This window comes from Paenibacillus cellulosilyticus (assembly GCF_003182255.1).
GTDB lineage: Bacteria > Bacillota > Bacilli > Paenibacillales > Paenibacillaceae > Paenibacillus_T > Paenibacillus_T cellulosilyticus.
Map to the genome: position 1 here is coordinate 1 of NZ_QGTQ01000062.1, position 2,012 is coordinate 2,012.

Here is a 2,012-nt window from a genome sequence, read left to right on the forward strand (position 1 = left end):
GGGAGCAGCCGGACAACCCTGCACTGGCTAAGTCCGTCGGACCCGGGGCATTCGCCCCTTAAGCCAGTGAGGGTTCGTGAATACCAAGACGTTATCCGACAGACCTGCAATGTGTTTAAAGACCTCAACATATTGATCAAGAGAATAGAAGCAAAATTTAGAAAGCGGATAAAGAGCAAAGGACATGTTAAAAGACTAAAGGGCAATTGAAGAGCAAAAGACATGTTGAAAGACTGAAGGGCGATTGAAGATCAAAGAGCATGATAAAAGATTCAAGATCGATTGAAGTTCAAGAGATATGTTGAAAGACGAAGAGCGGTTGAAGATCAAGGGACATTTTGAAAGACCGAAGAACGGTGTGATTGCATTTCGAAGAAGGCAGGACCGTCGGATAACACCGTATTCACGCTTCGAGCCATCCGGCCCTCGGTCCGGCAGGGGCATTTCGGGGAAGTGGAAGCAGCCGGACAACCCTGCACTGGCTAAGTCCGTCGGACCCGGGGCATTCGCCCCTTAAGCCAGTGAGGGTTCGTGAATACAAAGACGTTATGTGCAATACCCGAATGAATAAAGAGATCTGAGAGAGAACAATTACGATCGCTAGCGCGTTTAGTTAAGAGCAGAATAAGACGACAAGAAATGAACGAACTGAATAATAGAAAGAACAAGTGTGACACAGAGCATAAGAGCAGAACAATATAAAAGGAATATATGTAGTTGAATGAGGCCAGCGTAGTATGATGCTGGATTGAAAAGAGTAAGAAGAATTTGAGGGAGAATTCATTACGTAGCGAAAGAACAAAGAAATGAAGAGATTAGAAACTGATTCTTGAAAGCAATTACATGGAAGCAGAGTGAAAAACATTATTGAAAGTAACTCATTACGGAGCAGATAGGAACAAGAACGATGTGAAGACCAAGAACGATAGAAGAGTAAGAGCGATTAGAAGAACAAGAACCAGATGCTGCGCTTAATTTATTAAGGAAAGTAGCTCGAAGAAGTCGGGAACTGCACATAACACCGTATTCACGCATCGGGGCATCCGCCCCTCGGTCCGGGCCGAGGAATTTCAGGGAAGCGGGAGCAGCCGGACAACCCTGCACTGGCTAAGTCCGTCGGACCCGGGGCATACGCCCCTTAAGCCAGTGAGGGTTCGTGAATACAAAGACGTTAGATGAAATTACTCGAGAGTAAACACATACTACATTAAAGATCGTTATAAACATCTCCACGAGGACCGATATTAATTACGATAATGATTAGTTGATTGTCTTTAATAGTATAGAGGATTCTATAACTTCCAATTCGAAGTCTATATAATGAGGCTTCGCCTTGTATCTTCTTAATATCAAGTTCAGTAGATCGAGGATTTTGAGAGAGAATTTGGAGATGATCTGCTATTCGCTTTTTCGTTTTCTGGTCAAGCTTATCGAGATATTTGAAAGATCGTTTTGATAATTCAATTTTGTAATTCATGTTTAATATCCTCGAATTTGATAGTTTTCCCTTCCAGAAATTCTTGATTAGCTTCATCAACAGCTTCAATATCATCTTGAGTTAACGGCTCATCATCGTATGGAATATGATAATCTGCCGGATGAATAAGTCTTTTAACCAGATCGGCAACAAGAGGAATATCGTTGTCAGATAGTTTGTTAATTAATTCTGAAAGTTCTTTTTTATTAATAGCCACTAGAAAATCATCTCCTTATTAAGGATATGGTCAAGAACGGTGATTTTAATACATTATAACATATGAAGTGCGATGGAGGCTGAGCTTCGAAGCGAGTAACTTCATCTAACACCATATTCACGCATCGGGCCATCCGGCCCTCGGTCCGGCAGAGGGATTTCGAGGAAGCGGAGGCAGCCGGACAACCCTGCACTGGCTAAGTCTGACGACCCGGGCTGGCGCCCTTAAGCCAGTGAGGGTTCGTGAATACAAAGACGTTATGCGAAATTTCCGAAATTACTTGAACATCTAAAGGAGAAAGTCAATGATGAGTGACAA

Annotated in this window: 2 protein-coding genes; both read right to left on the reverse strand. The window is 42.8% G+C overall.

The window, feature by feature from the left end:
• Positions 1-1,207: 1,207 nt before the first annotated feature.
• A complete protein-coding gene (locus DFQ01_RS32290) occupies positions 1,208-1,552 on the reverse strand; it encodes a type II toxin-antitoxin system RelE family toxin (RefSeq protein ID WP_110047706.1) in 345 nt (114 codons plus the stop codon).
• Entirely contained in the window at positions 1,461-1,694 is a 234-nt protein-coding gene (locus DFQ01_RS31325) for a hypothetical protein (protein ID WP_174812607.1), read from the reverse strand. Before DFQ01_RS31325 ends, DFQ01_RS32290 begins: the two co-directional genes overlap by 92 nt.
• Positions 1,695-2,012: the final 318 nt, after the last annotated feature.

Bases quoted from the DNA above. Each gene is read 5' to 3' on its own strand.
- DFQ01_RS32290 (WP_110047706.1), bottom strand. From the start codon at position 1,552: ATGATATTGAAGCTGTTGATGAAGCTAATCAAGAATTTCTGGAAGGGA.